Source organism: Nocardioides sp. YR527 (genome assembly GCF_900101045.1).
In the GTDB taxonomy this organism is placed as follows: Bacteria; Actinomycetota; Actinomycetes; order Propionibacteriales; family Nocardioidaceae; genus Nocardioides.
Window position 1 is genome coordinate 76841 of sequence record NZ_FNFN01000013.1, and the last position, 26740, is coordinate 103580.

Below are 26740 nucleotides of genomic sequence, written 5' to 3' on the forward strand. Positions count from 1 at the left end.
GCTATTGCCGTTCATTCGACCGAATCACCTACAGTTGACCGCTGACATGGGCATGAGCACGGCAGACCACGAGACCTTCGAGGCGTTCTATCAGGACGTCCGTGGACGCCTCCTGCTCCAAACCTGGTCGCTGACCGGGGACCTGGAGGCCGCCAAGGCTGCCGTGCGCGGAGCGCTGGTCATCACCTGGCACCACTGGCGCAAGGTGAAGCCGATGGACGACTTCGAGCGCGAGGACTGGGTGCGCCCGATCGCCTGGTCCAAGGCGATCCGCAACCACTCGGTGCCCCTGCTCCACCGCGACCAGACGATCGCACCGGAGGCCCGCCAGGCCCTCTCCGCGCTGCGCGGCCTGCCGCTCCACGACCGCAAGGTCTTCCTGCTCGGCCACCTCACCAGCGTCGACCTGGCTCAGCTGGCCCGCGAGGTCGGCACCCCGATCAGCCGCACCGAGACCGACCTGCAGGCCGCCAACGCTGCCATCTGCGCCGAGCTCGGGATCGCTCCGGAGCAGCTGCAGTCGATCTTCGACCCGCTCGTCGACGTGCTCACCGAGCAGCCCTGGCCGAAGACCTCGACGATCACCACCGCCGGCGCCGTGCGCCGCCGCGTGCACACCACCATCGGCGCGGCCGCGGCCATCGCCGCCCTGGTCGGCACCGGCTTCTTCGTCACCCAGGGCGCCGAGACCGCGCCGCGGCTCAACACCCTCTCGATGCAGTCGGCGGCCGAGGAGTTCGAGGTCGAGCCCAGCCAGATCCCCGGCAAGAAGCTGACCGCCAAGGACCTGATGACCGAGGAGGAGGTCGCGAAGATCTACGGCGGCACCTGGGCCGTCGACATCTCCTCCGACAACCTCGAGGGCACCGGCCTCACCATCCCCTGCCAGGCCGACACCTCGGCCGACAAGCGGCCGGCGGCGAGCCTGGCGCGCACCTTCACCGCCAAGGCGAAGGCGACCAGCGCCGGCACCACGATCGAGTCATCGGTCGACGCGACGGCGGCGGCGGCGGCGTACAAGAAGATGCAGGGGTGGTACGCAGCGTGCGCCGAGCCCCGCTACCAGCTGCTCCTCACCGAGTCGGTCGACGGCATCGGCGACCAGGCGACCCTCTTCACCTACCGCGACTGGGAGAACAACCGGGCCGTCACCTACGGCGTCGCGCGCACCGGCAGGCACACCGCCGCGGTCACCGTGAAGACCGAGGGCAAGTCCAGCACGACCGCGGCCAGGACCTCGACCATGCTCGGGACGGCCGTCCACAACCTCTGCTCGATGCCGGGTGCGGGCGCGTGCGTGGAGACCAAGCGGCCACGGACGACGGTGGTCCCGATCGCCACCGGCAAGGCACCCGGGCTGATCAACGAGACCGATCTGCCGCCGGTCAGCGGGGTCGGTGACCCGTGGGAGGGCACCGAGGCGAAGGCTGCCAAGACGAACCCTGCCCAGACCCGCTGCGACAACACCGAGTTCACCGTCAAGGGCATGAGCGGCGCCCAGACGCGCTCCTTCGTGATCCCCGAGACGAAGAAGAAGCTCGCGCCGACCTTCGGGCTCACCGAGACGGTCGGCAAGTTCGGCTCCGCCAAGGAGGCGCAGGCCTTCAACGTCGCCATCAAGGGCCGGCTCGACAAGTGCAGCGACAAGCAGCTCGGTAGCCATGTCACCCAGCTCGCGACCGAGTCCATCAAGGACGGCGCGATCACGGTGTGGGACATCCGGGTGGAGCTCGAGAACTCTTCGATCTACTACCGGATGGCCGCGATCCGGCGCGGCGCCAGCGTCGCCCAGATGAGCTTCGTGCCCGACGGCGACGCCGACATCAGCAACTCCGACTTCGTCGCGCTCACCAAACGCGCCGCGTACCGCCTCGACTATCTCTGAGACTCGCTGACTCTTTGTCCTCCGGATGCAACCGGACCCGCCGCTCAGGCATCTGAACCTCTGAGACTGGCGCAGGGCCAGATCAGGGTCCGGCCGGTCCGGGGAGGCAAACGATGGACGAGGACGAGTTCGACGTGTTCTACAACGCGTCCTACCGCCGCGTGTGCGCCCAGGTGTACGCCATGATCGGCGACTCCGACGAGGCTGCCGAATGCGTCCAGGAGGCCTTCGCCCGGGCCTGGGCGCACCGGCGGAAGATGTCCTCGGTCGACTACCCCGAAGCCTGGGTCCGCACCACCGCCTACCGCCTCGCGGTGGGCCGCTGGCGCAGGAAGAAGTACGCCGGCCGCGCCACCGACAGAGCCGTCGGCGTCCGCACGGAGATGCCCGCCGTCGACGAGACCCATGTCGCTCTCGTCGACGCCCTCAAGAAGCTCCCCGAGGCCCAGCGCCAAGCCATCGTCCTGCACCACATCGCCGACCTGCCCGTCCACCAAGTGGCCGCGGAGGTCGGCGTACCGACCGGAACCATCAAGGCCCGCCTCTCCCGCGGGCGCACTGCGCTGGCAGCGCTGCTGGCCGACGAAGCGCCCGGCACCGCACTGGAAGGAGGCGTGCGATGAGTGACCCGATCTCCCGCCTGGACCAGTTCCGCGCGACTACCCCTGGAGCACCGATGAAGTCCGCAGCCGAGGTACGCCGACGGGGTGACCAGATCCGCCGCCGCCAGCGCACCCTCGTCGCCGCCGGAGCCGCGGCCCTGGCCGCGGTCGTCGCCGGACCGATCATCTTCCTCTCCGCCGGATTCGGCGACAAGGCCATCGATCCTGCGCCGGCGCCCAGCGAGACTCCGAGCACGGTCGCCCCCAGTCCGTCGGCCTCGGCCTCCGCGCCGGCCTCGGACCTCACCCGCGCCGCCCTTCCGATCGCGGCAGACCTGGTCGCCGACGATCCGTTCCCGACGTGGGTCGAGGAGCGGACCTATGACGGCGAGGGACAGGGCGACCACAACGAGTGCCTCACCGCGTCTCTTGCCGACGCAGGTGCGGTGGCGACCGTGCGCCGTGACTTCGTCCCCCAGCCCGGAGACGAGCTGTCGGCCTCCGCCGGGACGCTGAAGGCCGTCGTCGCCGAGTTCGACTCGCCCGAGGCGGCCGAGAAGGCGCGCGGCGAGCTCGCCGAGGCAGCAGCCGCGTGCCGCGGCGTGGACGCCCCCGAGACCGCCGGCTCGCTCCCTGTCGAGGGCGGCGTCATCTCGGGTGGCGACATCGAGGTGGTGGCGTACCAGCCTGACGACCCTGACATGAACGCGGTCTGGGAGGTCGCGACGGCCGTCGTCTCCGCCGAGGACCGGGTCCTGGTGATGACGCGGAAGCGTGGCGTACAGAGCTACGTCTCGCCGACCGACCTGCAGACCTCGGCGGTCAACGCCGCCCACCGGATGGTCGGCGCGAAGAGGCCGGTCGAGGCGACCTCGGAGCCGCCGGCCTCGGCACCGGCCACCAGCGACGCCCCCGAGCCGACCCTCTCGGCACGCAACCTGCTCACCGGGGAGGAGGCGATCTATCCGAACGGCGGAGCGCTGGACTGGGTGGAGAGCTCCGAGTCGACGACCACCGGCGAGACCGTGCCCGCGGCCAACGCCTGCTGGCAGGGCTCCATGAAGGCTCGCGGAGCGATCGCCACCATGCAGCGGGACTTCCTCCTGGTGACCTCCGAAGGCGGTGACTCCGACGCCGACGCCTACCTCAACGAGACGATCGCCGAGTTCCCCTCGGCCGAGGAGGCCCAGGCGGCGTACGAGGACGTGCTCACCTGGTTCGACGGCTGCAGCCCGGAAGGATCGGACAGCTTCAAGCCCAACCCGTTCGGCGGCGTGCCGATGTCGGCGCCGGCCGAGGGCGTGACCGGGCTCGCCATCTACGGCCCGATCACGGCCGCCCCGGGGACGCAGTACGACCCCGCGGGCCGCGAGGATGACGGGTGGTTCCTGGAGATGGGCGTCGTCCTCAGCGGCACCCGGATCGCCGTCCTCAGCCAGCTGATCAGCGGGCAGGACTACAACTGGCTCGCAGAGGATGGCGGTACGCCGGTGCAGCAGATGCTCCCCGCGGCGGCAGATCGGGTCTCGTCCAGATGACCGGATATGCAACCCACGTGGACGCTCGCACGTATCAATCCGCGACACTGACGCTCCTGCAAGGGTCGGGGAAAGCCAGCCGGGGAGGCAAGACGATGGACGAGGACGAGTTCGACGCGCTGTACAACGCGTCCTACCGCCGCTTGTGTGCTCAGCTGTACGCCATGATCGGCGACTTCGACGAGGCCGCGGAGTGCGTGCAGGAGGCCTTCGCCCGCGCCTGGGCGCACCGGCGCAAGATGTCCTCGGTCGACTACCCCGAAGCCTGGGTCCGCACCACCGCCTACCGCCTCGCGGTGGGCCGCTGGCGCCGGAAGAAGTACGCCTCGCGGGCCGCGGACCGAGCTGTCGGCGCTCGCACGGAGATGCCCGCGGTCGACGAGTCCCACGTGGCTCTCGTCGCAGCGCTGAAGAAGCTCCCCGAGGCTCAGCGTCAGGCGATCGTCCTGCACCACATCGCCGATCTGCCCGTCCATCAGGTGGCCGCCGAGGTCGGCGCCCCGACCGGCACGATCAAGGCCCGCCTGGCTCGAGGACGAGCAGCGCTCGCCGAACTGCTCGCCGAGGACCCCGGCGCCGTCTGGAAGGAGGCCTGAGATGAGTGACCCGATCTCGCGTCTGGACCAGTTCCGCGCCGACGCCCCCGGAGCGCCGATGAGCTCCGCGGCCGAGGCACGGAGCCGAGGTGACCAGATCCGGCGCCGCCGTCGTGCCGTCGTGACCGCCGGCGTCGCGGCCATGGCCGCCGTCGTCGCCGGGCCGGTCATCTTTCTCTCCACCGGGCTCGGCGACACGGGCATCGACCCCGCACCGGCCACGAGCGACAGCGTCACCGCGTCCGGCCCTTCGGCCTCTGCATCGGCGTCCGACCTCAGCCGGACCAACCTGCCGACCGAGGACGACCTCGTCGCCGACGATCCCTATCCGGCGTGGGTCCAGGAGCAGACCTACGACGGCGACGGCACCGACACCTACAACGACTGCCTCACCGAGTCGCTGGGCGATGCGGGCGCGCAGGCGACGTTCCGCCGCGACTTCGTCGCGAAGCCCGGGGAGGAGTACGCCGACGCCGCCGGCACGCTGAACGCCGTTGTCGCCGAGTTCAGCTCGGCCGAGGAGGCCGAGAAGGTGAGTGTCGACCTCTCCGACGCCGCGATCTCGTGCCCCGGCGTGGACGGAGCAGAGCTGGCCGGCACGCTCCCGGTCGAGGGCGGCGTCGTCTCGAGCGGCAGCATCGACGTGGTGACGTACCAGCCCGACGACCCCGAGATGAACGCGGTCTGGGAGACGGCGACGGCCGTCGTGGCCGCCGAGGACCGGGTCCTGGTGATGACCCGGAAGCGTGGCGTCCAGGACTATGTCTCACCCACCACCTTGCAGACCTCCGCCGTCAACGCCGCCTACCGGATGGTCGGCGCCACGCCTCCAGGCGAGCCGTCCGCCGACCCGACCGAGACAGGGTCGCCCGCGGCGGACGGTCTCAGCGCCGCCAACCTGATCGACGGCAGCACCCTCCCCCCGCTCGACCGCTTCGAGAGCGCGCTCGGCTGGAACCAGTACACGCCCACACCCGACGTGCCGACCTTGGCCTGTCAGAAGGAATGGCTCTCCTCGCTCGGCGCCTCTGCGAAGGTCGCCTCCGACTACCGCTGGGACACCGACCGCGCCATGGTCGGCCAGGTGCACGTCGCGGTGCTGGACTTCCCCGATGAGAACGCCGCCGGCGCTGCGTACAACGAGATCATGGAGTGGATGGAGGTCTGCCCGGCCAACGAGCTCGGCGTCGACCCGACCGTCACCTCGCTGCCCACGGATGTCAGCGACGACCTCGACGCCGGGCCGAAGCGCGCGGCCCGCTCACAGGCGACCTACCCGGGCCTGGACGGCGGCGACAGCATGTGGTTCGAGACCGAGCTGGTCGCGGAGTACGAGACCCGGCTCGTCCTGGTCGGCTACGCCGAGCTCGCCGGCCCGTGCCCGCCGAGCACGGGCGACAAGGACGACCCGTGCTACCAGCCCGACCAGCCGGACTCGTGGCCCGACCGGATCCTCGCGATCGAGAAGGCGGCGGTCACCGCCGGGATCAGCGACCTGCGCTGACAGCAGGCCGGAGGGAGACTCCTGTCACAACGCGCCGAGACCGGGAAGACACCTGACGATCGGGACGTTCGGGCAGATCAGAGCCCCGAACCTTACCGATCCTGGAGAAGCCTTCTCGTGTCCACCGCACCCACCACCCGACGACGGCTGAAGCTTCCGTCCTTCTCGGTCCAGATCATTCTCGGCCTCGTCCTCGGCGTCGCCCTCGGTGCCATCGCGCGAGCGATCGGCCCCGGGGCAGGCGAGGAGGCCAACTGGCTGACGACGACCCTCGCCACGATCGGTGGCTCGTTCGTCTCGTTGCTCAAGGCCGTCGTCGTACCGCTGATCTTCACCGCCATCATCGCCTCGATCGCCAACCTGCGTACGGTCAGCAACGCGGCCCGGCTCGCTGGCCAGACGCTGCTGTGGTTCGCCATCACCGCGGCGATCTCGGTCGCCATCGGCATCGGCCTCGGGCTGCTCTTCCGGCCCGGCAGCAACACCGCGGTCAGCACCGCCGATGCGGCCGAGGCCGGCGCGTCCGCCTCGTGGCTCGACTTCCTCCAGGGCCTGATCCCCGGCAACTTCCTCGGCCTCGAGGCGTCGACCAGCGTCGAGCAGGTCGGCGGGAGCCCGCTCGCGGAGACCGCACTGAGCTTCAACGTCCTCCAGGTGCTCGTGGTCGCCCTCGCGATCGGCATCGCGGCGCTCAAGACCGGCGAGAAGGCCGAGCCGTTCCTCGCCTTCAACCGCTCCTTCCTCGCCATCGTGCAGAAGGTGCTGTGGTGGATCATCCGGCTGGCGCCGATCGGCACCCTCGGCCTGATCGGCAACGCGGTCGCGTCCTACGGCTGGGACTCGCTGAGCTCCCTGGCCTGGTTCGCGGTGGCCGTCTACGTCGGCCTGGCACTGGTCCTGTTCGTCGTCTACCCGGTGCTGCTGCGAGTCAACGGCCTCAACCCGCTGGCGTACTTCCGCGGTGCCTGGCCGGCGATCCAGCTCGCCTTCGTCTCGCGCTCCTCGGTGGGCACCATGCCGGTGACCGAGCAGGTGACGGTCAAGAACCTCGGCGTCCCCCAGGAGTACGCCTCGTTCGCCGTCCCGCTGGGCTCGACCACCAAGATGGACGGCTGCGCGTCGATCTACCCGGCGATCTCGGCGATCTTCGTCGCCCAGATCTTCGGGATCGACCTGGGCATCACCGACTACCTGCTGATCGCCTTCGTCTCGGTCGTCGGCTCGGCCGCCACCGCCGGCCTCACCGGCGCCGTCGTGATGCTGACCCTCACGCTCTCGACCCTCGGCCTGCCGCTGGCCGGCGTCGGCCTGCTGCTCGCGATCGACCCGATCCTCGACATGGGACGCACCGCGGTCAACGTCGCCGGACAGGCGCTCGTGCCGACCATCGTGGCCAAGCGCGAGGGCATCCTCGACGTCGACCGCTACCGCTCCGCCTCCGCGGCCGGGCTGCTGGCCGACGACGAGCCCGTCAAGGAGACGGTCGCGGCCTGACGTCTCCTGGACGTACGCGATCGAGCGCCCCGGCAGCCACCTGGCTGCCGGGGCGCCGCCGTCTCACCCGGGGTACGGCGCGTCGCCGCGCGCAGCCCGCAACGCCTCGGCCCACCAGGTGAGCTGCGCGAGCATGCCCTTGGCGTAGACGGCCGACTCCGGGTCGTTGGGTCGACCGTTCTCGTCGAGGTGCTCCCAGTAGCGCGAGAAGGCGAGGCGGGCCTGGAGCGGGTGGGCGTGCAACTCGGTGAGCACGTTCTCCAGGTGCAGGGCGGCATGGCGGCCCCCGCTGTCGCCGCCGTAGGAGACCAGCGCGACCGGCTTGGCCTGCCACTGGGTGAAGTGCCAGTCCAGCGCCGACTTCAACGAGGCCGGGTAGCTGTGGTTGTACTCCGGAGTGACGATGATGAAGCCCTCGGCCGCGGCGAGGGCGTCGGTCAGGTCCGCCTGGCCCTCGGGTCGCGGGTAGTCGTCACCGGCCGCCTTCGGCGACTCGGCCGGCAGGGACAACGGGATCTCATGGTCGGCCAGATCGATCAGCTCGACCTGGAGACCGCCGTACGCCTCGGCCTGTTCGGCCATCCAGGAGCCGAAGATCGGGCCACCGCGACCTTCCCGGACGCTGGCGAGGATGACTGCGATACGTAGTGGTTGGGTCATGCCATCCAGATTCACGCTGATCAACGAGCGGCGGGAGACCGAGCCGAGGCTGGCCCCAGCAGGGCCACGATGACCGCCCGGCCGGACCGTAGGGTTGGTGACATGCCAGCCAACGCGGGAGCCCTCGGCTCGTTCATCCGGGACCGCCGCGACCGGACCACGCCCGAGAGCGTCGGTCTCCCGGAGGGCGTACGCCGCCGGGCCCCGGGTCTGCGGCGCTCCGAGCTGGCCACGCTGGCCGGGATCAGCGTGGAATACCTGGTCCGGATCGAGCAGGGCCGCGATCGCCACCCCTCACCGCAGGTCCTGCGGGCCATCGGTGACGCGCTCGGCTTCGACGCTGCCGCTCACGAGCACCTGCGCACCCTCGCGATGGCCTCCGGCGGCCAGTGCCTGGGCCCGTTCTCCTCCGGTCGTGACGTACGCCCGGGCGCACGCGCCCTGGTGGAGCAGTTCGAGCCGGGCGTCGCCGTGCTCACCAACCGGCTCGGCGACCTGCTCGCCCACACCTCCACGTTCGACCTGCTCGCCCGGCCCCTCGGCATGCTCGACCACGCGGAGCCCAATCTGACCGCGTACGCCTTCCTCCACCCGCGCGCCCACGAGGCGTTCCCCGCCTGGGCGCGGGTCGCCGACGACCTGGTCGCCAACCTCTACCGCGGTCCCAACCCGGTCGCCTCGCGAACGATGATCGAGGCGATGTCGGAGCAGGCGGGGCAGGAGTTCACCGACCGGCTGAACCGCCACGACCAGCCGCACGGCGGCGTGTGGCGCTGGCGCCATCCCGACGCCGGCGAGCTGCGCTTCGAGGTCGAGGAGCTGGAGCTCCCTGCCGCCGACAACCAGCAGATCCTGGTGCTGATGCCGGCCGATACGGCGACCGCCGAGTCGCTCGACGCGATGCGGCGCCACCGCGCCGGTGCCCTGCGCGCGGTCTGAGGTCAGCTCGGCGGGATGTAGAGCTTGAAGCCCGCAGGCAGCTTGTCGGGTGCCCTGTGGCCGTTGTAGATCCGCAGCTCTTCCTCGGTGATGCGGAACTTCTTGGCGACGCTCGCGTAGGTGTCGCCGGCGACGGTCGTGTAGACCGTCTCCCCGGTGCCGGGCTCGGGTTTCGGCTTGGGCTTCGGCTTGGCGGGCTTGGCCGGGATCTCGATCGTCGTGCCGGCGAGCAGCTTGGTCGGGTCCGCGTAGCCGTTGTGCTTCATCAGCGCGTCCGCGGTGACGCCGAACTTCTTGCCGATGCTGACGAAGGTGTCACCGGCGACGACCTTGTACTTCTTCAGCTTCGGCTTCGCCTCGGGGATCTTGATCTTGCTCCCCGCCAGCAGCTTGGTGGGATCCTCGTAGCCGTTGTAGGCCATCAGCTCGCCCGCCTCGACGCCGAACTTCTTAGCGATGCCGGAGAAGGTGTCACCGGGCACCACCAGGTAGGTCTTCTCGGCCGGCTTCGCGGGCGGGCTCACCACGAGCTCGGCGCCCGCCCGGATCTTGGCGGGGTCGGCGATCTTGTTCCAGGTCGCCAGGTCGGTGACCGTGACGCCGTACTTCCCGGCGATCCCGGAGAGCGTCTCACCCGGCTGGACGGTGTGGGTCTTCCGCTCCGCCTGTGCCTGATCCACGCTCTGGTGCGAGCTTTGGGTCGGTGCCGCCACTGCCGCGGCCGACCCGGTGATCGACGTTCCGACCGAGGCTGAAACAGCCATAACGACCGCACCCGAGATCAAACGCGTCATTCTCTTGGCCATAGCCGTCACAGTAATCCGTTCGGACGCTCGCGCGCGCCCATTCGAACCGATCCCCGAAAACACGACCGCCCCGCGACCATGACGGTCGCGGGGCGGTCAGGATCTGACGTACGTCAGAGGGACTGCGTGGGTTTCGAGACGGACGAGCGAGCCCCGAGCAAGCTCGGGTCTGCGCTCATCCTCCTCAGCCCTCTCGTCTCACCTGGCCTTCGCAGGCTCAGGCCAGGGACGAGAGGATCTCGCGAGCGAGAGCAGCGGTCTCGGACGGCGTCTTGCCGACCTTGACCCCGGCGGCCTCGAGGGCCTCCTTCTTCGCCTGCGCGGTGCCGGCGGAGCCGGACACGATCGCGCCGGCGTGACCCATGGTCTTACCCTCCGGCGCGGTGAAGCCGGCGACGTAGCCGACGACAGGCTTGGAGATGTTCTCCTTGATGTAGGCCGCGGCCCGCTCCTCGGCGTCGCCACCGATCTCACCGATCATGACGATGAGCTTGGTCTCGTCGTCCTTCTCGAACGCCTCGAGGGCGTCGATGTGGGTGGTGCCGATGATCGGGTCACCGCCGATGCCGATGGCGGTGGAGAAGCCGAAGTCCTTCAGCTCGTACATCATCTGGTAGGTCAGCGTGCCCGACTTGGAGACGAGACCGACCGGGCCCTTGCCGGTGATGGTGTGCGGGGTGATGCCGGCCAGCGACTCGCCCGGCGTGATGATGCCGGGGCAGTTCGGGCCGATCATCCGGGTGGCCTTGCCCTGCAGGTAGGACCACACCTCCGCGGTGTCCTGGACCGGGACGCCCTCGGTGATGACCACGATCAGCGGCATCTCGGCGTCGATGGCCTCGATCGCGGCGTCCTTGGTGAACGCCGGCGGGACGAAGAGCACCGACACGTTGGCGCCGGTCTCCTTCATCGCCTCCGCGACCGTGCCGAACACCGGGAGCTCCACGTCGGCGCCCTGGGCGTCCTTGTGGGTCACCGTGGTGCCGGCCTTACGGGCGTTGACGCCACCGACGATCTGGGCGCCCGAGTCGAGCATCAGGGCGGTGTGCTTCGCACCCATGCCGCCGGTGATGCCCTGGACGATGACCTTGCTGTCCTTGTTGAGGTAGATGCTCATGTTTCTCTCTCCCGACCTCAGGCGTTGGCCAGCTCGGCGGCCTTGTCGGCGCCGCCGTCCATGGTGTCGACGATGGTGACCAGCGGGTGGTTGGCCTCGCTGAGGATCTGGCGGCCCAGGTCCACGTTGTTGCCGTCCAGACGCACGACGAGCGGCTTGGTGGCCTCGTTGCCGAGGATGTCCAGCGCGCCGACGATGCCCTTGGCGACCTCGTCACACGCGGTGATGCCACCGAAGACGTTCACGAACACGGACTTGACCTGCTCGTCGTTCAGGATGACGTCGAGACCGTCGGCCATGACCTGCGCGTTGGCGCCGCCACCGATGTCGAGGAAGTTGGCGGGCTTGACGCCGCCGTGGGCCTCACCGGCGTACGCGACGACGTCGAGGGTCGACATGACCAGACCCGCGCCGTTGCCGATGATGCCGACCTGGCCGTCGAGCTTGACGTAGTTGAGGCCCTTGTCCTTGGCCTTCGCCTCGAGCGGGTCCTCCTCGTCACGGATGACGAACTGCTCGTGGTCCTCGTGGCGGATCTCGGAGGCGTTGTCGTCCAGCGACACCTTGCCGTCCAGGGCCTCCAGCTTGTCGCCCTCCAGGCGAGCCAGCGGGTTGACCTCGACGAGCGTCGCGTCCTCCTCGGTGAACACCGTGTAGAGGCTCTGGATCATCGCGACGGCCTGCTCGAAGACGGGCTCCGGGAAGCCGCACTCGGTCGCGATCTCGCGCGCCTTGGCCTCGTCGACGCCCTTGCCGGGGTCGATGCCGATCTGCTTCACGGCATCGGGGTTGGTCTTGGCGACCTCCTCGATCTCCACACCACCCTCGACGGACGCGATGCAGAGGTACTGCCGGTTCGACCGGTCCAGCAGGAAGGAGAAGTAGTACTCCTCCACCGGCGGGGTCGCCGGCGTGATCAGCACCCGGTTGACCCTCAGGCCCTTGATCTCCATGCCGAGGATGTTCGAGGCGTGCTCGAACGCCTCGTCCGCGGTCTTGGCCAGCTTGACGCCGCCGGCCTTGCCTCGGCCACCGGCCTTGACCTGCGCCTTGACGACGCAGAAGCCGATCTCCTCGGCGGCCTTCCTGGCTTCCTCAGCCGTCTCGACGACGACACCTTCGGTCACGGCGACGCCGTGCTTGGCGAAGAGCTTCTTCGCCTGGTACTCCATGAGATCCACTGATCCACCTGGTCTGTGTGTTGCGGTACGGGGCGGCGTACCGCATGGATCAGCGGTCGACGCCCTCGTCTTCAGATGTGTCCGTCAAGCACCTTAGACCCCGCCGAGCCGGAGTTACGAGCCCAGGGCACACGACGTGACGTACGCCACTGGCGGGCCGTGGGGCCGGACACACCGGACACATACCAACAAATCGGCAACCTTGGGTAACAGTGCGCAGCCCTACGCAGCGACCCCCGTTTGACCCCGTACGACGCTGCCCACGGTCCGAGGACCGGCGGGTTTCTACGGCGTATCGATGCCCAAATGGGCCGATGACACGCGTTTCGGGTGACATAAATGTTTCGCAATCGAGTTCCGAATCTGGCGGAAATACGCAGATCAGCGACTGATTCGGCCGGCGCCGAAGGTGAAATCAGCGAAACGGGCGTGCCACATTTCTTGACCGCGCCCTCCGGTCCGTTACAGTCATGGCTCGCCGTCTGACCCCGAACAGCGGAGATATGAACTGATGGGCAACCACCGAGCCGACGTCACAAGTGACAGTCCGCGTTCGGTCACCCCTTCCCCCGGAGCAACCACGAGCAGCAGCAGCTACGTCGGGAAGCGGCGCGCAGCGCCGGCGACCGACAGCCCTGCCTCCAGGCCTGCCCCGCGAGCGACCGGATCGACCTCCTACGTCGGGAAGCGGCGCGCCGCGCCGTCCCCCGCCGTCGGGACCGCGAAGCCATCCCCCGCCCCTGAGACTCCCGAAGAGCCGGTCGCCAAGGCCCGGCCCAACCGCGTGGTTCTCGAGCAGACCGGCAAACTGCCGGTCGTCGGGTCCCCGCGCGACGACGAGGCCAACGACGACCGCATCTCGACGAGTGAGCTGCGTGCTCTCGTCGAGGGCGACGGCCCGTCCTTCCCGGCCTCGTTCCCGACTCCGCCGCCTCCCGCGGCGACCCCGATCGTGCCCGTGCAGCGCCGGGCGGACCAGATCGACCCGGTCCTGGCCGACCTGCTCCACTCGATGGGCATCGACCCGGACAAGGTGACCCCCGAGGTGCTCGAAGACCTCGGCGTCGGAGGAATGACGACCTCCGAGCTCACCATGTTCCTGACCCAGCCGACCAAGCCCGCGCCTGCCAAGGCGAGGTCGAGCAGGGCGGTCTCGACCAAGACGCCTCCGCGCGGCGTTCCGGCTGTTCCTGCTGTTCCTTCGGCTCCCGCGCTTCCCGAGCCGGTGGCGCCCGTCGCTCCTGAGCCGACGTTCCAGGCGCCCGAGCCGACGCACACGCCGAAGCCGCTGCGGATGGCCAACACTTTCGCGCCGCTGACCGGCAAGATCCGCGCCGTGCGCGAGGCCCGCCAGATCCCGGCTCCGCCTGCGGCTCCGGCCTACGAGCCGGAGATCCAGGAGCCCCGCGGGTTCCAGGAGGCGTTCGACGCGCCGCCGACGTCGTTCAAGATCGACACGACCTCGTTCCCGGCCCCGCCGGTGTCGCTGCCGCAGCAGATCGACTTCGACTCGATGGCGATCGACCTTCCGGCCGAGACCTACACCGTCGACGCGCCCTACTACGAGGAGCCGCAGGCTCACGAGGCGTACTACACCGACGACTACGCCGACGGCTACGACCGCGAGCCGCAGCAGGCCGAGACCTACTTCCGCGCCGACACCGGCAGCATCGACCTGCCGAGCATCAGCGAGATCGCGACCTACCGCCCCGAACTGCACGACCTCCCGGCGGTCGAGACCACCGGGACGATGGTCGGCATCGGTGGCCCCACCCGTCCCCGCACCCGGCGCGCCGCCGCCGCGGCGGCCGGTGGCCGCCCGACGGTCCCGCTGACCGCCGGCGCCGCCGCTCTCGCCGCGGCCATCGGTGGCATCGCGCTGACCGGTGGTCCGACGATGGTCGCCGCCGATGACGTACGCCTCGTCGGAGCCACGGCGCTCGGTGGCGACAGCGACATGGTCGTCGTCGGTGACCGCTCCGCGACCGTCACCCGCAACGACGAGCGCTCCGAGGCCGACACCGCGGCGAGCACCCGCGAGAAGGCGCTCCAGGGCGTCGACGTCCAGGCCGACAAGCAGGACAAGTTCCTCAAGTCGAACATGTGGGAGCTGCCGATCCCGGCGGGCGTCTACCGCATCACCGGCACCTTCGGCTCCTCGGGCTCCAACTGGTCCAGCACCCACACGGGTCTCGACTTCGCGGCCCCCTACGGCACGCCGATTCACGCGATCGCCCGCGGCACGGTCACCGAGACCGCGTGGGGCGGAGCGTACGGAAACCGGACGATCATCACCCTCGAGGACGGCACCGAGATCTGGTACTGCCACCAGAGCGACTACGGCGTCTCCGTCGGCCAGACGGTCTCCCCCGGTGAGGTCATCGGCTACGTCGGCTCGACCGGTAACTCCACCGGCAACCACCTCCACGTGGAGGTCCGCCCCGGTGGTGGTGACGCCGTCGACCCCGACGCCGCCCTCAACGAGCACGGCGTAGACCCGAGCTGAGCGGACGCGCGCAGCGCGTCCCTGTGTGTAGCCGAGTCGGCGCATCTGCACGCCTTGGAGCGAAGCGAAGCGAGCGAGGCGTGCGGATGCGCCGACTCGGCCCGTAATCATCTACGTCCCCCCGAGCCAGCCCGTCACAACGAGCCGACTCGGCGCGACTAGAGCTTCTCGACCGGCGCGTAGCGCAACAGCAGCCGCTTGACCCCGGTGTCGCCGAAGTCGATGCTCGCGACCTGCTTGTCGCCGGAGCCCTCGATGGTGACGACGGTGCCGAGGCCGAAGGAGTCGTGGGTGACCCGGTCGCCCGGGTCGAGCGAGGGCACCTCACGGGCGGGCTTCGACTTGGCGGCGACGTCGGCGCGGAGCGCGGCCGAGGAGAAGTTGCGGCGGCCGGCGGCCGTGGGCTGGCCGAGACGCTGGCCACCGCCCCAGCTGTCGTTGGCGAAGTTGGGCCGGCCCCACGAGGACATCTCCTTCTCCGTACGCCGCCAGTCGACCAGGTCGACCGGGAGCTCGTCGAGGAAACGGCTGCCGGGGTTGTGCGAGGGCGCGCCCCACGCGGACCGGACGACCGCGCGCGAGATGAAGAGCCGCTTCTCGGCGCGGGTGATGCCGACGTAGGCGAGGCGGCGCTCCTCCTCGAGCTCGGTGCCGTCACCGAGGGCCCGGGAGTGCGGGAAGACGCCGTCCTCCATACCGGTGAGGAAGACCGCGGGGAACTCCAGACCCTTGGCGGTGTGGAGGGTCATCAGGGTGACCACGCCGTCCTCGTCGTCGGGGATCTGGTCGGTGTCGGCGACGAGCGCGACCCGCTCCAGGAAGTCGGCGAGACCGGGCTCGACCGTGCCGGCGTCCACATCGGCCGGGTCGGCGCTGGGAGCCGCGACCGGGTCGTCGGAGAACTCGCGGGCCACGGCGACGAGCTCGGCGAGGTTCTCCACGCGGGTCTCGTCCTGCGGGTCGTCGGACTCCTCGAGCGAGGCGAGGTAGCCCGATCGGTCGAGCACCGTCTCCAGGATGACGTCGGCCCGCTCACCGGCGGCGACCATCTGCAGCAGCTCCTCGACCATCGCGACGAAGGCCTTGATGTTGGTCAGGCTCCGGGTGGCCAGACCGGGAGCGTCCTCGGCCTTCTGCAGCGCGTCCCAGAAGGTCAGGCCGTCGCGCTCGGCGAGCGCGTTGACGCAGGCCACCGCACGGTCGCCGATGCCCCGCTTGGGGGTGTTGAGGATCCGTCGGAGCGAGACCTGGTCGTCGGGGTTGGCCAGGGTGCGCAGGTAGGCCAGGGCGTCGCGTACCTCCTTGCGCTCGTAGAAGCGCACACCGCCGACGACCTTGTAGGGCTGGCCGGTGCGGATGAACACCTCCTCGAAGACCCGCGACTGGGCGTTGGTGCGGTAGAAGACGGCGACGTCGGCAGCCTTGAGGCCGCCGTCGACGAGCTTGTCGATCTCGTCGGAGACGAACCGGGCCTCGTCACGCTCGTCGTCGGCGACGTAGCCGACGATGCGGTCGCCGTTGCCGGCGTCGCTCCACAGCGCCTTCTCCTTGCGACCCTTGTTGTGCTTGATGACCGCGTTGGCGGCGGTGAGGATCGTCTGCGTGGAGCGGTAGTTCTGCTCCAGCAGGATCGTGGTCGCGTTGGGGAAGTCCTGCTCGAAGTCGAGGATGTTGCGGATGTTGGCGCCGCGGAAGGCGTAGATCGACTGGTCGGCGTCACCGACGACCATCAGCTCCGCGGGGTCGCTGCGCGGGGCGTCGTCTGCGTAGGAGTCGGTCAGCGCGGTGTCGTCCATCCGGTCCGCGCAGAGCTCGTGGACCAGGGCGTACTGAGCGTGGTTGGTGTCCTGGTATTCGTCGACCAGCACATGCCGGAACCGGCGCCGATAGACCTCCCGCACCTCCGGGTAGGCCCGGAAGAGCTCGACGGTCGACATGATCAGGTCGTCGAAGTCGAAGGCGTTCGCCTGCCGCAGGCGCTTCTGATACTCCTTGTAGGCCGCGACATAGGTCTGCTCGAGGTGGTTGCGCGCGTCCTTCTCGGCCGCCTCGACGTCGCGCAGCTCGTTCTTCTGGTCGCTGACCCAGTTGAGCACCTGGCCGGGCTGGTAGTGGCGCGGGTCCAGGTCGAGGTCGGTGAGCACCAGCTGCATCAGCCGCTTCTGGTCCTGGGCGTCGTAGATCGAGAAGTTGGACTTCAGTCCCACCTTGTCGATCTCCTTGCGGAGGATCCGCACGCAGGCGCTGTGGAAGGTGGAGACCCACATGATCCGGGCGCGCTTGCCGACCAGGGCCTCGACGCGCTCCTTCATCTCGGCGGCGGCCTTGTTGGTGAAGGTGATCGCCAGGATGCTGCCGGGGTGGGCACCGCGCTGGGAGATCAGCCACGCGATCCGGCGGGTCAGCACCCGGGTCTTGCCCGAGCCCGCACCGGCGACGACCAACAGGGGCGCGCCCTGGTGCTGCACGGCGGCCTTCTGCGGCTCGTTGAGCCCGTCGAGGAGCTCCTCGGTGCTCGGTCCGCGTCGTTTCGTACGCGGCTCGTCGGCCGGCTGCGCCGAGGCGAAGGCCTCGAGGCCCGGGATGGTGGCAACAGGGGTCTGGTCAGGCGTACTCATGCTGCCTCCAGCCTAGAGCGCAGCACCGACAAGACGCGGATCAGGAAGCGACGTGCACGGAGGACCAGAAGACCGCAACGCAGACGTTGACGATCGTCAGCCCGAAGATCGTCCAGTAGAGCCCGTCGGAGATCTTGGGCTTGCGCAGCTGCGACATCACCAGGCCGAGGATGACCAGGCCGATCACGAGCTTCACGCCGACCTTGGCGTGGTCGACCGGAGCGTCGCCCATCTCGAGGACGCCGACAAGCAGCAGACCAGCCAGGAACGCGGTGCCGGAGCCGTCGCGCATGAGGCCGTTGGACACCTTGTCGGGGGCCTTGATCTGCACCAGCAGGCCGCCGAAGAGCGCGGCGAAGCCGAGCAGGTGAATGACGAGCAGGATGTGCCGCACGAACTCCATGCGCACAGACTAGATCCCCGCCTCCGCACCCGCCAGACGGGACCCCCTCGAGGCACGTATTCGAACGATCACACGATTTTGATCACGTTCGCCTTGGGGAATGTTCGGTTGTCTGCCTACTCTCACGGTGACCGCCACCATCGCTCTCGGCTCCGCAAGGAGGATTCTGACGTGTCATCACCTCGCCCGACCCTGCCCACCGGCGGGTCCAGACCACTCGATCAGCTCCGCCAGACCATTCGCTTCGACGTACCGGCCTCGCTGGTCGTCTTCCTCGTCGCCGTGCCGCTCTCGCTCGGCATCGCCGTCGCCTCCGGTGCTCCTGTCGCCGCAGGCCTGATCGCCGCCGCGGCGGGTGGCATCGTCGCCGGCCTCTTCGGCGGCTCACCATTGCAGGTCAGCGGCCCGGCCGCAGGTCTCACCGTCGTCGTCGCCGAGACGGTCGCCGAGTTCGGCTGGGAGGCGACCTGCGCGATCACCCTGATGGCCGGCCTCCTCCAGATCGTGCTCGGCGCCAGCCGGCTAGGACGCTACGCACTGGCGATCTCCCCGACCGTCGTCAGCGCGATGCTCGCCGCGATCGGCATCTCGATCGTCCTCGGCCAGGTCAACGTCGCGCTCGGCGGCCGGTCGCAGGCGAGCGCGATCGAGAACATCAAGCACATCGTCGGCAACGCCCAGAACCCCAACATCCAGGCCGTCCTGGCCGGGCTCGGCGTGATCGGCATCCTGATCGTCTGGCCGCGGCTGCCGCAGCGGGTCCGCGCCGTGCCCGGGCAGCTCGTGGCCATCGTCGCGATCACCCTGCTCGCGGCTGCCTGGCTCCCGGGTGCCGAGCGCGTCCACCTCGGCCCTGACCTGCTCGACGAGATCGGCTCGATCGCGCTCCCGGAGGGCACGCCTCTCGCCGTGGCCGGCGCGGTGCTCACCATGGCTCTGATCGCGAGCGTCGAGAGCCTGCTCTCGGCGGTCGCCGTCGACAAGCTCCACGGTGGCCCGCGCAGCAACCTGAACCGCGAGCTGATCGGCCAGGGGCTCGCCAACACCGTCTCGGGAGGTCTCGGCGGTCTCCCCGTCACCGGCGTCATCGTGCGCAGCTCGACCAACGTCGCCGCCGGAGCCCGCACCCGTGCCTCTGCGATCCTGCACGGCGTCTGGGTGCTCCTCTTCGCCCTGGTCCTGGTCGGCCTGGTCGAGCAGATCCCGCTCGCGGCCCTGGCCGGGCTGCTGATCATGATGGGCACCGGCCTGGTCCGGCCCGCCGATATCTCCCAGGCGCGGGCCCGCGGTGAGCTGTGGATCTACGCCCTCACCATCACCGGGGTGCTCGCGCTCAACCTGATCGAGGGCGTCCTGATCGGCCTGGTCGCCGCTCTGGTCCTGGTGCTGTGGCGCCTGGTCCACGTGCGGATCGACGTACGCCTGGCCGGCCAGGCCACCGACGGCCGCGAGAAGTGGTTGGTCGAGGTGCACGGCAGCCTCTCCTTCCTGGCGACGCCGAAGCTGGTCAGCCGGCTCGACGCGATCCCGGAGGGCCAGGTCGTCGAGCTCGACCTCCTGGTCGACTACCTCGACCCGGCCGGGCGCGACCAGCTCGACCACTGGCGCGCTCGCTACGAGGCCGCCGGTGGCACCGTGCTCGTGGAGCACTCCGGACCCCACGGCGTCGAGGCGCCCCGCCAGGAGCGCGCGCTCAAGGCGCCTCCGATCAGCCCCCGCGGCCTGTTGCCGTGGGGCGCCTGGCAGGACGTACGTGCCGACCGCACCGACCGGCACCACCCGCTGGCCCTCGGCGTCCGGGAGTATCACCGTCGCCACGCGACACCGCTGCGCCCGGTCTACGAAGGGCTGGCCGACGGCCAGGAGCCACACGCGGTCTTCCTGACCTGCGTCGACTCCCGGGTGGTGCCGAACCTGATCACCTCGAGCGGCCCGGGCGACCTGCTGACGGTGCGCACCATGGGCAACCTCGTGCCCGAGCCCGGCAGCGCGGACAGCTCGGTCGCGGCGCCGATGCTGTTCGGCGTGGACGACCTCGGCATCAACACCGTCGTCGTCTGCGGCCACTCACGTTGTGGCGCGATGACCTCGGCGCTGGCGAGCACCCGGGCCGGGGAGGTCCCCGCGGGACCCGTCGGTGACTGGCTGCGCCACGCGGCCCCGGCGATCCAGGAGTGGCGGGCCGGGCATCCGGTCGGCGCCGCCGCTGCCGCCGCCGGCCGGAGCGAGGTCGACCAGGTGTCGCAGGTCAACGTCGCGGTGATGATCGACCGGCTCGGGGAGATCCTGGAAGGCCGGGACGTACGTCTCGTGGGGCTGTTCCTGGACATCTCCGACGGGACGCTGCAGATCCTGCGCGGGGACGGCTTCACGCCGCTGACCGACGCTGAGACGGACGAGCTCGCCCACCTGATGGAGGCCCGCCCACCGGAGCCCGCCTAGCCCTCAGAGATCGCGCCCGTATCGCGGCGCGTAGCAGGCGGCCCTACCCGCGCGATCTCTTAGAGCAGGCGGCGGTCGTTGGCCCAGCGGGTGAGCTCGTGACGGCTCGACAGCTGCAGCTTGCGCAGCACGTTGGACATGTGGGTCTCGACCGTCTTGATCGAGATGAACAGCTCGCCGGCGACCTCCTTGTAGGAGTAGCCGCGCGCGATGAGGCGCATCACCTCGCGCTCTCGTTCGGTCAGGCGGTCGAGATCCTCGTCGATGTCGGCGATGGCGATCGTGCCGGCGAAGGCGTCGAGCACGAAGCCGGCCAGGCGCGGCGAGAAGACCGCGTCTCCCCCGGACACCCGCTGGATCGCGGCGACCAGCTCGGCGCCGGTGATGGTCTTGGTGACGTAGCCGCGGGCACCGCCGCGGATGGTGCCGATGACGTCCTCGGCCGCGTCGGAGACCGACAGGGCGAGGTAGCGCGGCGAGCCGTCGACGGCGGGCGCCTTGCGCATCACCTCGACACCGCCGCCACCGGGAAGGTGTACGTCGAGCAGCACCACGTCGGGCTTGCCCTCGGCGATCGCCTTGACCGCGGTGTCGACGTCTTCGGCCTCCCCGACGATCCGGATCACCGGCGACCGGCTCAGCTCGGCGCGTACGCCGGTGCGGAACATCGCGTGGTCGTCGACGATGACGACCTTGACCTCACTCATGCCCGTTCTCCTTCAAGCTCAGCCTTCTTCATGCCCAGCCTCCTTCGTGCGAGGCTGCTTCAGCCGCACTTCGGTTCCTTCTCCCGGAGACGATCTCACCACAGCCGACCCGCCGTGGCGCGACATCCGGTCGATGATGCTGTCTCGTACGCCGTGCCGATCGGCAGAGACCTCGTCCAGGACGAAGCCTTCACCCCGGTCGCGGACGAAGACCTCGTAGGCCTCGTCGGTCGCCTCGGCATAGACGTCGACGCGGCCGGTGCCGGCGTGCTTCGCGGCGTTGGTCACGGCCTCGCGGGTGGCCGCGACGATCGGGCGCACGGTCTCGTCGAAGGGACCGTCGCCGACGACCACCACGTCGACGGTCACGCCGTGGGCGTCCTCGACCTCGGCGGAGGCCGCCTTCAGCGCGGCCGCGAACGTCTCGTCGGCCTCGGCGGGGGTCGAGAAGAGCCATTCGCGCAGGTCGCGCTCCTGGGCGCGGGCCAGCTTCTGCACCATCGCGGGATCACCGGAGTTGCGCTGGATCAGGGCGAGGGTCTGGAGGACGGAGTCGTGCAGATGGGCGGCCATGTCCGCGCGTTCCTGGCTCCGGATCCGCTCTTCCCGCTCACTGCCCAGGTCGCTCGCGAGCTGGCGCACCCAGGGACCGGCGACCAGGAAGCCGGCACCGAGCACGATCAGGCCCGCGATGATCAGCGCCGTGGCGTTGCCCAGGTCGAGCTGGCCGCCGGCGAGGATCACCGCGAAGAGCATCAGCCCGACACCGACCCCGACCCGGACGTACGCCCGCCAGCCGCCCTTGCCGAAGACCATCCGCACCAGGTCGAGGCGGCCGGTGCCGTCGATCCAGCGCTCGCGCTGGGCCGCGTCGGCCTGGCGCCACAGCAGTGCGACGCCGGCGACACCGAGCATCGCCGGCCAGATCAGCGCGCCGGCGCCGAGCACCGCGTCGAAGAGCACGATGGCACCGAATCCGAGCGCGAGCAGCGCGATCGCCGGGCCCTTGTCGACGCCCCCGGAGCGCGAGGAGGGCCGGCGGCCGCCGCGAGTGGCGCTCTCGCCACCCGGCGTGGACTGCTCCAGGTGTGGGGCGGCGGGGATGAAGATCCACAGGGCGGCGTAGAGCAGCACGCCGAAGCCGCTGAAGACCGCGGTCACCACGAAGAATGCGCGCACCGCCAGGACCGGCAGACCGAGGTGCTCGGCCAGGCCGGCGGCCACGCCGCCGATCACCGAGGCGTCGGTGTCGCGGTAGGCGCGGCGTACCCCTGGGGGCGGTGGCGGGGCCGGCAGCTCCGTCGGCGCATGGGTTGTCGTCATGATGACAACCATCGTCACACCTACCGCGGGCACATGCCATGAGGATTCACCCTGATCCTTGCTCACCGAGAACTCAGGGCCGTCCCTGATGGTCTGCGGGGTGCGAAGGAGTCAGAGTAGGGGTGTGACGATCCCGCCCGAGGCACCCCTGCCTCCCACCCCGGAGCCGCCATCGCCGGTCTCCGAGAAGCGCACCCGCCCCAGTGGCGAGCAGCTGCGCAACCTCAGTGGCCTGCGGCGTACGACCCATGCCTCTCCGGAGGGACGGCACATCGCCGGTGTCGCGGGTGGGATCGCACGCCACTTCGACGTCGACCCGCTGCTGGTGCGGGTGATGCTGGTGGTCGCGGTGTTCTTCGGGGGCGCCGGCGGGATCGTGTACGTCGCGGCCTGGGTGCTGGTGCCCGAGGACGGTGCCGAGGACGGGATGATCCCCGTCGGGCCACCCGCCCGCAACCTCCTGCTCTGGATCGCCGGCGGGATCGCGGCGATCTCGCTGCTCGGCGACGCGTTCGGCGACACCAGCATCCCCTGGTTCTGGCTCGCGGTGCTCGGGGTGGTCGCGCTCTGGTACGCCAACCGCGGCAAGTGGGGGCGCAAGCGCGGCGGACCTCCCCCGCCCCCTGCCGCGTCGGCGGCAACCACAGGCTTGGACGTTCCCGCAGCTCAGACACGTGTTCTTCCGGCGCCGTGGCCGCCCGGATCCTACGATCCCAACACGCCCCTCGTCCGGACCGGCCGCCGGCGTCCGCCGCTGCTGTTCGGTCGCGCGATCGCGGTCGCCGCGCTGGTCGTGGGGGTCCTGGGGCTCGTCGACGTCGCCGACTGGGCGCCGGTCCCGACCAGTGCCTACCCGGCGGCGCTGCTGGCCGTCTTCGGTGGCTTCCTCGTGCTCGGCGCGTTCTGGGGCCGGGCGGGCGGACTGATCTTCCTCGGCCTGATGGCTCTGGTCGCGCTGCCGCTCACGATGATCGACCCGTCGAACTTCGAGACCGGCAGCAGCATCGAGGCCCACCCTCGAACCGTCGCCGCACTGGAGAGCTCCTACGTGGTCGACGCCGGCTCGATCGTCCTGGACATGAGCGCCATCGACCCGAAGACGCTCGAGGGCCGCGACCTGGACATCACCAGCACGTTCGGGGAGATCACCGTGATCGTCCCCGACGACGCCACCGTCTCGGTCGAGGCCACCATGGGTACCCTGGGCGAGGCGAAGGTCTTCGACGAGACCCGCAGCGACGTCGGCGGCTTCGTCGTGACCCGTTCGCACGTGGCCGGTGAGGAAGGCAGCGAGCCCGGCCTCGCCGAGGACGCCGACCTTCGGCTGACGGCGACCGCTGAACTCGGCGCGATCAACGTCTACGAGGAGAGCGACCCCCGAGCCGTACGCTTCGTCGACACTCCCGAGAGGAGCATCCGGTGAGCTACGACTACGCTCCCCCGCCGCGCTTCGAGGACCAGGCGGCCGCGGAGAAGCCGACCGGCCGCCACCCGGTCAACATCGGCCACCTCGTGATGGGCCTCGCCTTCCTCGTCTTCGTCGTCGTCTGGGCCCTGATCGTCAGCGGCACCGTGGTCATCCACGACATCGAGGACCTCCGCTGGCTCCTCCCGCTGCCGTGGATCGTCGGTGGCGGGGTCGGCCTGCTCGCCGCGCTCCTCAGGAAGAGCTGACCCCGACGCGTCACGGCGCGGCGACGTCGAGCGACTTCTCCTTGAACTTGCCGGCGATCATCGACCGGAACGCACCCCTGGTGACCTTGTTGCCGCCGATCAGCGACATCGTGTTGCGCATCATCAGGTCGCGCCGGGTCTGGGGCACGAACATGGCCAGCCCGTCGGTACGTCCCGAGCGCTGCTGCACCTCGATGAACGGCCGCAGACGCTGCTCCCACTCCCGCAGCGCCCGCGCGGTGTTGCCGGGGTTGCGGGCGAGCGTCGTGCCGAGCAGGTCGGCACCGGCGATGCCGGTCGAGGCACCCATCCCGGAGTAGAGCGTCAGGCACCAGGCCGCGTCGCCGACCAGGACGACGCGGTCGGTGTGCCAGGTCGGCATCACGACCTGGTGGACCGAGTCGAACAGGCTGTCCTCGGCGGCGTCGAACTGGTCGAAGAGGTTCTCCAGGATCGGTCCGGCCTCCTCGGGGCCGAAGGCGTCGCGGAGCCGGTCGATCGGTGCACCCTGGAACTGGGCGTTCTCGTCGTCGGTCCGGTAGGAGAACATCACGGTCGGCGTGTGGTCGGCGAAGCCGAACACCCACACCGAGCGGCCCTCCTCGGCGAGGATGAGGCCGTCGGAGGCTCCGAAGCCCGGCACCTGCTCCTCGAGGAGAGCCACGCCGATGATGTGGTTCAGCGGCCGCATCAGCTCCTCGTCAGGGCCGAAGACCAGGCGGCGTACGGTCGAGCGGAGGCCGTCTGCGCCCACGACGAGGTCGAAGCGTTCGGTGCTCTCGTGGCCGTCGGTGGTCCGCAGGGTCACCTCGACCCCGTCGGCATGCTCGTCGATGGCGGCGGGGCTGGTGCCGTACCGGATCTCGGTCGTCTCGACGGCCTGGTCGTAGAGCGCCGACTCGATGTCACCACGCAGGATGAGACGCGGGTCGCCGGGCAGGTCGGCCGTAGCCCATGCCCGGCCGGCGCTTCGTGCCGGAACGGTCGACGTTGTACGTCATCCCGTCCCGGTCCGTACGGTTCCCGATCGCGTCGAGCACACCCATGCGCTGCGCGGTCGCGCGTCCGGTCTCGAACAGTCCGACGAAGTAGCCGGCCTCCCTGCGTTCCGGGGCACGTTCCACGATCACCGGCTGCCAGCCGATCTCGCGCAGCCGCATCGCGGTCGCCAGTCCCGCGATGCCCATCCCGACGATCAACGCACGTGGTGTGGCCATGGTCATCTCTCCTCCCAAGCGGAGACGCTTTCTCCGGTTAGTTTCGAGCGTAGCACTAACCGGAGATGAGCCCTCCATTTTGTTAGGGTGGGGTCATGAGTACGTCGCCGACCCAGCACACTCGGCCCCTGCGCGCCGACGCAGAGCGCAACCGTCAGCGGCTCATCGCCGCCGCCCAGGAGCTCTTCGCATCCCGAGGCATCGACGTCACGCTCGACGACGTCGCCCGTCATGCCGGCGTCGGCGTCGGCACCGTCTACCGCCGCTTCGCCAACCGCGAGGAGCTCATCGAGGCCGTGCTCATGGGGGCCGTACGCCGCCTTGCCGACCACGCCGAGCAGGCCCTGACCAACCCCGACCCCTGGGAAGGCTTCAAAGAGTTCTTCGTCGCCTCCGCCCGCGACTTCGCCGAGAACCGCGGCCTCCGCGAGCTGGTCCTCGAGCGCGACCGCGGCACCGCGGACGCGTTCGTCGACGCCCGCAACGGATTCCAGCCGGCCACCACCGCCCTCATCAGCCGCGCCCAGGAGGCAGGCGAACTCCGGGACGATCTCGCGCCCGTCGACTTCCCGCTCATCCAGCTGATGCTCGGCGCGGTCACTCATCACACCCGCGACGTCGCGCCTGATCTGTGGCAGCGCTACGTCACGCTCATGCTCGACGGGCTGCGGACTCGGCGGGATGCGCCGTCTGCCTTCGGGGCGCCGGCGATCACTGAGGAGCAGTTTGATCGGGCGCTTACTTAGGGCTGCTTCGTGGCTGGGGTGGGCCGCCGACCCGTTCTTGGAGGGTGTTCTCGATCTGGACCGGCGTCAAGGACGGGCCTTCGGCCCGCCGGCTTCGCCGGCCGCTTCGCGGTCCTGGACTCCGGACCAGATCGAGAAAGATTTGGCTGGCTATCGGGGCGGCGGCCCGGGTGTGGCGCAGCGGAATCCTACTGGGGACGGGTGGTGTTGTTGGGGCGGAGGGGTGGCCCTTCGGGCCACTTACCATCCACAATAACGACGCCGTTCGCTCACCGCGAAAATAGCCTCTGACCTGCACCTATAGGTGGCTAGGTATCCGTTCGCGGGCGTAGAATCAGACCCATCACAACACGCCTCTGAAGGGAGGGATCACGATGAGTCTCGAGCACGACGTCGACCACTGGGGCACCAACCCCGGCGACCCGATCGACGCCGCCCTGACCGCCATCGAATCCTCCCTCCAGGACCTGCTCACGAGTGATCCGGTCTATTGGCGCACCGGCCAGAAGAAGGACCTGCTGGCCAGGTTGGAGAAGATCCACGCCCAACAGGCCGCGGTGAAGCTGCGGGTGCTGGCCACCGCGGGCGACATCACGGAGGAGACCGGTGCGAAGGACGTCTCGGGGTGGATGCGGACCGAGCTCCTGGTCGACAAGGCCGCCGCCCGCTCCCAGATCAAGCTCGCCGCCGGCGTGGCCAAGTACGACCTCGTGGCCGCCGGCCTCGCCGAAGGCGTCGTGTCCCAAGACAAAGCCCGCGTGATCACCAAAGCGTTGGACGCC

Annotated in this window: 22 protein-coding genes and 1 pseudogene; 13 read left to right on the top strand and 10 right to left on the bottom strand. The window is 69.8% G+C overall.

Annotation, left to right across the window (positions count from 1 at the left end):
• Nucleotides 1-52 precede the first annotated feature (52 nt).
• From BLT25_RS27925 to BLT25_RS27950, 6 genes are all read left to right on the top strand, one after another.
• A complete protein-coding gene (locus BLT25_RS27925; protein ID WP_143033892.1) occupies nucleotides 53-1885 on the top strand; it encodes a SigE family RNA polymerase sigma factor in 1833 nt (610 codons plus the stop codon).
• A 113-nt stretch (nucleotides 1886-1998) separates the two neighbouring features.
• Nucleotides 1999-2508: a SigE family RNA polymerase sigma factor gene (locus BLT25_RS27930; RefSeq protein ID WP_091052887.1), complete on the top strand. Its 510-nt coding sequence runs from the start codon at nucleotides 1999-2001 to the stop codon at nucleotides 2506-2508.
• The gene (locus BLT25_RS27935; protein WP_091052888.1) at nucleotides 2505-4025 is read left to right on the top strand and encodes a hypothetical protein; all 1521 of its coding nucleotides are present in this window, start codon (nucleotides 2505-2507) and stop codon (nucleotides 4023-4025) included. The genes BLT25_RS27930 and BLT25_RS27935 overlap by 4 nt, the downstream gene beginning before the upstream one ends.
• Nucleotides 4026-4120: 95 nt before the next feature.
• Complete coding sequence (locus tag BLT25_RS27940; RefSeq protein WP_091052890.1) at nucleotides 4121-4621, top strand: SigE family RNA polymerase sigma factor; 501 nt, start codon at nucleotides 4121-4123, stop codon at nucleotides 4619-4621.
• Nucleotide 4622: 1 nt separating this feature from the next.
• A complete protein-coding gene (locus BLT25_RS27945; RefSeq protein WP_091052892.1) occupies nucleotides 4623-6125 on the top strand; it encodes a hypothetical protein in 1503 nt (500 codons plus the stop codon).
• 117 nt (nucleotides 6126-6242) lie between these two features.
• A complete protein-coding gene (locus BLT25_RS27950) occupies nucleotides 6243-7619 on the top strand; it encodes a dicarboxylate/amino acid:cation symporter (RefSeq protein WP_091052893.1) in 1377 nt (458 codons plus the stop codon).
• Between the two features lie 63 nt (nucleotides 7620-7682).
• On the opposite strand, the gene BLT25_RS27955 is transcribed toward BLT25_RS27950, so the two are convergent.
• Nucleotides 7683-8279, bottom strand: coding sequence for an NADPH-dependent FMN reductase (locus BLT25_RS27955; protein WP_091052895.1), 597 nt, complete (start codon nucleotides 8277-8279; stop codon nucleotides 7683-7685).
• Nucleotides 8280-8381: 102 nt separating this feature from the next.
• Here BLT25_RS27955 and BLT25_RS27960 point away from each other — a divergent pair, with 102 nt between their 5' ends.
• Complete coding sequence (locus BLT25_RS27960; RefSeq protein WP_091052897.1) at nucleotides 8382-9218, top strand: helix-turn-helix domain-containing protein; 837 nt, start codon at nucleotides 8382-8384, stop codon at nucleotides 9216-9218.
• A gap of 2 nt (nucleotides 9219-9220) precedes the next feature.
• Here the strand turns inward: BLT25_RS27960 and BLT25_RS27965 are convergent, their stop codons facing one another.
• From BLT25_RS27965 to sucC, 3 genes are all read right to left on the bottom strand, one after another.
• A complete protein-coding gene (locus BLT25_RS27965) occupies nucleotides 9221-9898 on the bottom strand; it encodes a muramidase family protein (protein WP_176884364.1) in 678 nt (225 codons plus the stop codon).
• Nucleotides 9899-10241: 343 nt separating this feature from the next.
• A complete protein-coding gene (gene sucD, locus BLT25_RS27970) occupies nucleotides 10242-11141 on the bottom strand; it encodes a succinate--CoA ligase subunit alpha (RefSeq protein ID WP_091052900.1) in 900 nt (299 codons plus the stop codon).
• 17 nt (nucleotides 11142-11158) lie between these two features.
• Nucleotides 11159-12322, bottom strand: coding sequence for an ADP-forming succinate--CoA ligase subunit beta (gene sucC / locus BLT25_RS27975; protein ID WP_091052902.1), 1164 nt, complete (start codon nucleotides 12320-12322; stop codon nucleotides 11159-11161).
• Nucleotides 12323-12833: 511 nt separating this feature from the next.
• Here sucC and BLT25_RS30260 point away from each other — a divergent pair.
• Complete coding sequence (locus BLT25_RS30260; RefSeq protein ID WP_218131502.1) at nucleotides 12834-14828, top strand: M23 family metallopeptidase; 1995 nt, start codon at nucleotides 12834-12836, stop codon at nucleotides 14826-14828.
• Nucleotides 14829-14986: 158 nt separating this feature from the next.
• On the opposite strand, the gene pcrA is transcribed toward BLT25_RS30260, so the two are convergent.
• The gene (gene pcrA, locus BLT25_RS27985) at nucleotides 14987-17446 is read right to left on the bottom strand and encodes a DNA helicase PcrA (RefSeq protein ID WP_091052903.1); all 2460 of its coding nucleotides are present in this window, start codon (nucleotides 17444-17446) and stop codon (nucleotides 14987-14989) included.
• Nucleotides 17447-17486: 40 nt separating this feature from the next.
• Complete coding sequence (locus tag BLT25_RS27990; protein WP_091052905.1) at nucleotides 17487-17849, bottom strand: hypothetical protein; 363 nt, start codon at nucleotides 17847-17849, stop codon at nucleotides 17487-17489.
• A 171-nt stretch (nucleotides 17850-18020) separates the two neighbouring features.
• Between BLT25_RS27990 and BLT25_RS27995 the strand changes: the two genes are divergently transcribed.
• Nucleotides 18021-20291, top strand: a complete 2271-nt coding sequence (locus tag BLT25_RS27995; RefSeq protein WP_218131503.1) for a SulP family inorganic anion transporter — start codon at nucleotides 18021-18023, stop codon at nucleotides 20289-20291.
• A gap of 59 nt (nucleotides 20292-20350) precedes the next feature.
• On the opposite strand, the gene BLT25_RS28000 is transcribed toward BLT25_RS27995, so the two are convergent.
• Together BLT25_RS28000 and BLT25_RS28005 are read right to left on the bottom strand one after the other, a co-directional pair.
• On the bottom strand, nucleotides 20351-20998 hold the full coding sequence (locus tag BLT25_RS28000) for a LuxR C-terminal-related transcriptional regulator (RefSeq protein ID WP_091052906.1): 648 nt from the start codon (nucleotides 20996-20998) through the stop codon (nucleotides 20351-20353).
• 18 nt (nucleotides 20999-21016) lie between these two features.
• Entirely contained in the window at nucleotides 21017-22321 is a 1305-nt protein-coding gene (locus BLT25_RS28005; RefSeq protein ID WP_091052908.1) for an ATP-binding protein, read from the bottom strand.
• Between the two features lie 124 nt (nucleotides 22322-22445).
• On the opposite strand from BLT25_RS28005, the gene BLT25_RS28010 reads away from it, so the two are divergent.
• Together BLT25_RS28010 and BLT25_RS28015 are read left to right on the top strand one after the other, a co-directional pair.
• Nucleotides 22446-23744, top strand: a complete 1299-nt coding sequence (locus BLT25_RS28010; RefSeq protein WP_176884366.1) for a PspC domain-containing protein — start codon at nucleotides 22446-22448, stop codon at nucleotides 23742-23744.
• Nucleotides 23741-23995, top strand: coding sequence for a hypothetical protein (locus BLT25_RS28015; protein WP_091052912.1), 255 nt, complete (start codon nucleotides 23741-23743; stop codon nucleotides 23993-23995). Before BLT25_RS28010 ends, BLT25_RS28015 begins: the two co-directional genes overlap by 4 nt.
• Before the next feature lie 10 nt (nucleotides 23996-24005).
• On the opposite strand, the gene BLT25_RS28020 is transcribed toward BLT25_RS28015, so the two are convergent.
• Both BLT25_RS28020 and BLT25_RS30265 read right to left on the bottom strand, forming a co-directional pair.
• Nucleotides 24006-24935 (bottom strand): FAD-dependent monooxygenase, encoded by a 930-nt coding sequence (locus BLT25_RS28020; RefSeq protein ID WP_218131509.1) that lies wholly within the window; start codon nucleotides 24933-24935, stop codon nucleotides 24006-24008.
• Nucleotides 24901-25212: a hypothetical protein gene (locus BLT25_RS30265; RefSeq protein WP_218131504.1), complete on the bottom strand. Its 312-nt coding sequence runs from the start codon at nucleotides 25210-25212 to the stop codon at nucleotides 24901-24903. The genes BLT25_RS28020 and BLT25_RS30265 overlap by 35 nt, the downstream gene beginning before the upstream one ends.
• Before the next feature lie 95 nt (nucleotides 25213-25307).
• Between BLT25_RS30265 and BLT25_RS28025 the strand changes: the two genes are divergently transcribed.
• Both BLT25_RS28025 and BLT25_RS28030 read left to right on the top strand, forming a co-directional pair.
• Nucleotides 25308-25958, top strand: coding sequence for a TetR/AcrR family transcriptional regulator (locus tag BLT25_RS28025; protein ID WP_091052913.1), 651 nt, complete (start codon nucleotides 25308-25310; stop codon nucleotides 25956-25958).
• 374 nt (nucleotides 25959-26332) lie between these two features.
• A pseudogene (locus tag BLT25_RS28030) lies at nucleotides 26333-26740 on the top strand (DUF222 domain-containing protein); the annotation flags it as partial.

Coding starts and splice junctions, on each gene's coding strand:
- BLT25_RS28000 (WP_091052906.1), bottom strand. CDS start 20,998: ATGAGTGAGGTCAAGGTCGTCATCGTCGACGACCACGCGATGTTCCGC.
- BLT25_RS30265 (WP_218131504.1), bottom strand. CDS start 25,212: ATGGCCACACCACGTGCGTTGATCGTCGGGATGGGCATCGCGGGACTG.
- BLT25_RS27945 (WP_091052892.1), top strand. CDS start 4,623: ATGAGTGACCCGATCTCGCGTCTGGACCAGTTCCGCGCCGACGCCCCC.
- BLT25_RS27925 (WP_143033892.1), top strand. CDS start 53: ATGAGCACGGCAGACCACGAGACCTTCGAGGCGTTCTATCAGGACGTC.
- BLT25_RS27935 (WP_091052888.1), top strand. CDS start 2,505: ATGAGTGACCCGATCTCCCGCCTGGACCAGTTCCGCGCGACTACCCCT.
- BLT25_RS27960 (WP_091052897.1), top strand. CDS start 8,382: ATGCCAGCCAACGCGGGAGCCCTCGGCTCGTTCATCCGGGACCGCCGC.
- BLT25_RS27940 (WP_091052890.1), top strand. CDS start 4,121: ATGGACGAGGACGAGTTCGACGCGCTGTACAACGCGTCCTACCGCCGC.
- sucD (WP_091052900.1), bottom strand. CDS start 11,141: ATGAGCATCTACCTCAACAAGGACAGCAAGGTCATCGTCCAGGGCATC.
- BLT25_RS28025 (WP_091052913.1), top strand. CDS start 25,308: ATGAGTACGTCGCCGACCCAGCACACTCGGCCCCTGCGCGCCGACGCA.
- BLT25_RS27990 (WP_091052905.1), bottom strand. CDS start 17,849: ATGGAGTTCGTGCGGCACATCCTGCTCGTCATTCACCTGCTCGGCTTC.
- pcrA (WP_091052903.1), bottom strand. CDS start 17,446: ATGAGTACGCCTGACCAGACCCCTGTTGCCACCATCCCGGGCCTCGAG.
- BLT25_RS28005 (WP_091052908.1), bottom strand. CDS start 22,321: ATGACGACAACCCATGCGCCGACGGAGCTGCCGGCCCCGCCACCGCCC.
- BLT25_RS27930 (WP_091052887.1), top strand. CDS start 1,999: ATGGACGAGGACGAGTTCGACGTGTTCTACAACGCGTCCTACCGCCGC.
- BLT25_RS27955 (WP_091052895.1), bottom strand. CDS start 8,279: ATGACCCAACCACTACGTATCGCAGTCATCCTCGCCAGCGTCCGGGAA.
- BLT25_RS30260 (WP_218131502.1), top strand. CDS start 12,834: ATGGGCAACCACCGAGCCGACGTCACAAGTGACAGTCCGCGTTCGGTC.